At 37.7% G+C, this 4,173-nt stretch carries 3 protein-coding genes; 1 reads left to right on the top strand and 2 read right to left on the bottom strand.

Features of this window, described 5'->3' with window-relative positions; translation table 11 throughout:
- Positions 1-726 (top strand): transposase family protein (locus EWM59_RS27955; RefSeq protein ID WP_510186009.1); only part of this gene is annotated, 726 nt, incomplete at its 5' end.
- Between the two features lie 335 nt (positions 727-1,061).
- On the opposite strand, the gene EWM59_RS27225 is transcribed toward EWM59_RS27955, so the two are convergent.
- Both EWM59_RS27225 and EWM59_RS27230 read right to left on the bottom strand, forming a co-directional pair.
- Positions 1,062-2,585 (bottom strand): zinc-binding dehydrogenase, encoded by a 1,524-nt coding sequence (locus tag EWM59_RS27225; protein ID WP_130024348.1) that lies wholly within the window; start codon positions 2,583-2,585, stop codon positions 1,062-1,064.
- 124 nt (positions 2,586-2,709) lie between these two features.
- Positions 2,710-4,125 (bottom strand): hypothetical protein, encoded by a 1,416-nt coding sequence (locus tag EWM59_RS27230; protein ID WP_130024000.1) that lies wholly within the window; start codon positions 4,123-4,125, stop codon positions 2,710-2,712.
- Between the last annotated feature and the right edge of the window lie 48 nt (positions 4,126-4,173).

Below are 4,173 nucleotides of genomic sequence, written 5' to 3' on the forward strand. Positions count from 1 at the left end.
TATAGAAAAACCAGAAGCAGGCAAAATGCTTTACTAAAATTGTTGGATAAAGGAATAGAAGCCTATCAATCCCTGCTCAATCAAACTCAAGCGAAAGGATTAAGTATGGTAGACGCTGAAACATTTAAGACCATTAAACTGGTTTATCAACAGCAAAAACAGCGATACTTACACCCACAAGCCAAGATACCAAACCGGATAGTAAGTTTGTACAAACCCTACCTCAGACCCATTATCAGGGGAAAAGAGAATAAACCCTTAGAGTTCGGAATGAAGGTTCATAAGTTGCAGGTAGGTGGAATCAGCATAATTGAATATGGAAGTTATGAAGCCTTCAATGAGTGTAAACGTCTGAAAATCAGTATAGTCAAACATAAAAGTACTTTTGGTCTATGTACCCATATAGCTGCTGACAGGATTTATGCTACCAATGAAAATCGTAAATATACTACTCAGAAGAACATCCAGACCAACTTTATTAGAAAGGGTACTGGAAAAGATGATAAAGCTACCAAACAAATCAAAGCAGTACTTAATAAAGAAAGAGCTACACGTTTAGAAGGCAGTTTTGGTAATGAAAAGGAACATTACCTCTTGCATAAGAACAAAGCCAGAAGTCCTGACAACGAACAAGTTTGGCTATTTTTCGGTATTCACACTGCCAATGCTGTTTTGATTGCCAAACGAAGACAGAAAGCTCAAAGGCAAGCCCAAATGGCCGCTTAAATTGAAAATTTCATATCAAAACTCACCCATAAAATGGGGTGGTTCAGTGTGTCTACTCGTAAACAGAAAAGTCTCAATTGACGAAAAACTCACGATAGATTGTACTTTTTAAAGATGTTGCTCTTTGAAAATCAACAAGACACTCAGATTTTTGAGTGTCTTGTCGTTAGAATATTTTATCTAAGAGAATTTCCAAGGAAAGCCTAATTATCTTTTAAAATCTATCCTTTGAACCACTTTTATTTGATAGGATAATCCTCTTGAGACGTATTGCAATCGCGCGGCGAACCGTACGTCTCTACCAATTTCGATTAATTATTAAAATATCGTAACTCTTACTCATAAATCACACTTAACAACTCCGCTACACAGGCAGGTTTTTCTGAGCCTTCTAATTCAAAAGTAGCATCTATTATCAGTTTTGCTCCGCTTGGCTGCATATCTTCTACTTCTTTCAACACCGCTTTCATACGTACTCGACTACTGGATGGAACAGGCGAAATAAATCGAACCTTATTTGTACCATAGTTTAAACCCATTCTGGCTGATTCTACTTTAAACATTTCGTACATAAATTTAGGCGAGAGCGATAAAGATAAAAAACCATGTGCAATGGTTTTACCAAAAGGCGAAGACTGTTTGGCCATTTCTTCATTCACATGAATCCACTGGTCGTCGAAAGTAGCTTTGGCAAAATCGTTAATCATTTCCTGTGAAAGCGTCTGCCAACTGGATATTCCTAATTCTTTACCCTTGAAAGCTTTAAGTTCAGCAATATTTTTAAACAGAATAGTATTCCCTTCTTTTTTGATTTCGACAGGTTTTTCTTCTTTTAAACTAACCTCTTCTTTAGTAGCTTCATAGATAGGCATTTTTACATCGTCTGCCATTACCACCACTGCTTTACCCACTACTTTTCTACTCATTAAGTCTGATATAGCATCGGCAGCTTCTGCTAAGGGATATAATTTATGAATATGAGGACGTAGCCTGTCTTTCATAAAATAACCCGCCAGTTCCTGAATATTCTGAAAATTCTTAGCTGATTCTTTTTCGGCAAACTGTCCCCAGAAAACTCCGACAATCGAACACCCTTTTAATAGTGCCAGATTTAAAGGAATTTTGGGAATTTCGCCTGCGGCAAAACCTACTACCAGGTAACGTCCTTTCCAACCGATGGAACGTAAGGCAGGTTCGGCATATTTATCTCCTACAGCATCATAAATCACATCTACTCCTTTACCTTCGGTAAATGTTTTTATCTGTTCTCTTAAATCTTCGGTCGTATAATTAATAGTGAAGTCTGCACCTTTTTCTTGACAAATGGCTAATTTTTCATCGGTTGAAGCTGCCGCAATTACTTTGGCTCCCATGAGTTTGCCCAACTCAACAGCTGCTAATCCTACCCCTCCGGCAGCGCCTAAAACCAATAAGGTTTCATCTGCCTTTAGTTCTGCTCGGTCTTTTAAGGCATGGTATGAAGTGCCATAATTGTACATAACCGAGGCTGCTGTAACAAAATCCATTGAAGGTAACATCGGAAAAACCCGACGGGCATCTACCAGTACTTCTTCAGCCATACCTCCCCAGCCAGTCATGGCAAAAACCTTATCGCCTACCTTTACGTGTTTTACTCCTTCACCTATTTCTTTCACAATACCGGATACCTCACCACCCGGCGAAAATGGTAAAGCAGGTTTAAACTGATAAAGATTCTGGATAATTAATGTATCAGGGAAGTTGACACTACAGGCTTTAATTGTTATTACAACTTTACCTGCCTCTGCTTTTAAGGGTTCAATATCTTCTAAAATCAGGGTATCTGGTTTACCAAATTCTTTACACAAAAGGGCTTTCATAGATGGTTTTGTTTGGTGGTAGGTTAATTCTGATAGTTTAAATATAATTATTGGGTAAAATTCATTCAAATGTTTTAATATATCGTCCCTATGGGTAGGTTGTCCAATCTGTAAAAAAGTTCTTTCATATTCTTAATGTATTTTTCCTTCTAAGAACTTGCTTATCAGCGAGTACTGCCTTACCCCATTGGTCTAAATCTGCCATAGAAACCTCTTCTAAGGCTGTCTTTATGTCGAACTTAAGTCCTTTGTTTGTTCTAAGTGGTAGTGCCAATACTTGCTTGGTAATGCCATGCAATGGATTGGCAGGTAGTTTTTGCTTGAATTTAGCAAACAAAGACTCCAAACAGTTTGAACAGCAATTCCAAACAGTGTCTGCATTAGGTAATTTTAACTTTTCTGTCTGTAAATACTCTTCAATAGCTGTGATTATTTTTCCATCCACTCTCAGGTGATGTTTTTTAAGCACATCCTTACATTGCTCAATATTTTCATAAGATAACCCTTTGATTTTCAGTAAATCTATTACCTGTTGACTCATTTGAAAAACTGCTTGAAGCTCTTCAATTAAGCCCTGATGCTGTTTGATAGGTCTAAAAAAGTCTTGTTCTTTGGCTGAAAAGGTTTCAAAACAAGTAATAATCTTCTTTGACCAGACAATACTGGGCTCTAAATTCATGAACCGAGCAATCACTCTTTGTTTAGGTGGAAGCAAGTAGGCCACCTCTCTCATGATTCCTTGAAATTTAGCCTGTGCGATGGCTTGCTGCCAACTGATAAACTTACCATGGTTACGATAGTGTTTCTCTACTATCAAGGCTATTTGATGAGAGACGTCTGCAATCCTGATACAACCACTATCACCAATACCCTTGCGTAAATTACTATTGCCATCACTGATAATATAGACAGGTTTACTACCCATTTTTTCTGTCACTTTTTCAATCTCTGCCCTAATATCTTCCGCTTTCCAGGATGATCGCACTGCGATAGACAAAACACTGACCTGTTCATAGTTTAAAGCAGTTGGCTGCTCTTTTTGGGCAGCTACTCCCAAGATAAGTACTAACCTTTGCTGACCGATTACCATACACTCATCAATGATTAAACCATAGGACTTACCAAGCTCACAGACTGGATGAGTATATTTATAGTAGCCTAATTTCTGCACCCATACAGCAATGATACTTTTACTGGGTAAGACGCCTAAAACACCGAATTCTAACTGAATGTATAGCAAAATCTTTACAATTCCTCTATAGCCACAGCCTAAAACCAAGTATAAGTATACACTCATTTGAATAGTCTGAACACTGTACTGATATCCTTGAGCTTTAGTAATCCGACCTGAATTTTGCTTGACAGAACGCAATTCTGAGGATTGTAAGGTCTTATATTTACGCTTCCACAAATCCCGACTCGCCTCTAATTCTTTCAGTCGCTGTCTGAGTTGTCTAAGCTCTGTTCGGCTATTTTTGACTTTTGCTTTTAATTCAGCTATATTTGTTCCTAAAGCATTCCACTGCTTGGGTTCTTGCATATATTTTGTTCTTTTCCAATTACAAAATTGCAAGAACTTTTTCTTTTA

The organism is Emticicia agri (genome assembly GCF_004168285.1).
In the GTDB taxonomy this organism is placed as follows: Bacteria; Bacteroidota; Bacteroidia; order Cytophagales; family Spirosomataceae; genus Emticicia; species Emticicia agri.

What these genes read in the sequence shown, in the direction of transcription:
- EWM59_RS27225 (WP_130024348.1), bottom strand. Translation starts at nt 2,585, where the DNA reads ATGAAAGCCCTTTTGTGTAAAGAATTTGGTAAACCAGATACCCTGATT.
- EWM59_RS27230 (WP_130024000.1), bottom strand. Translation starts at nt 4,125, where the DNA reads ATGCAAGAACCCAAGCAGTGGAATGCTTTAGGAACAAATATAGCTGAA.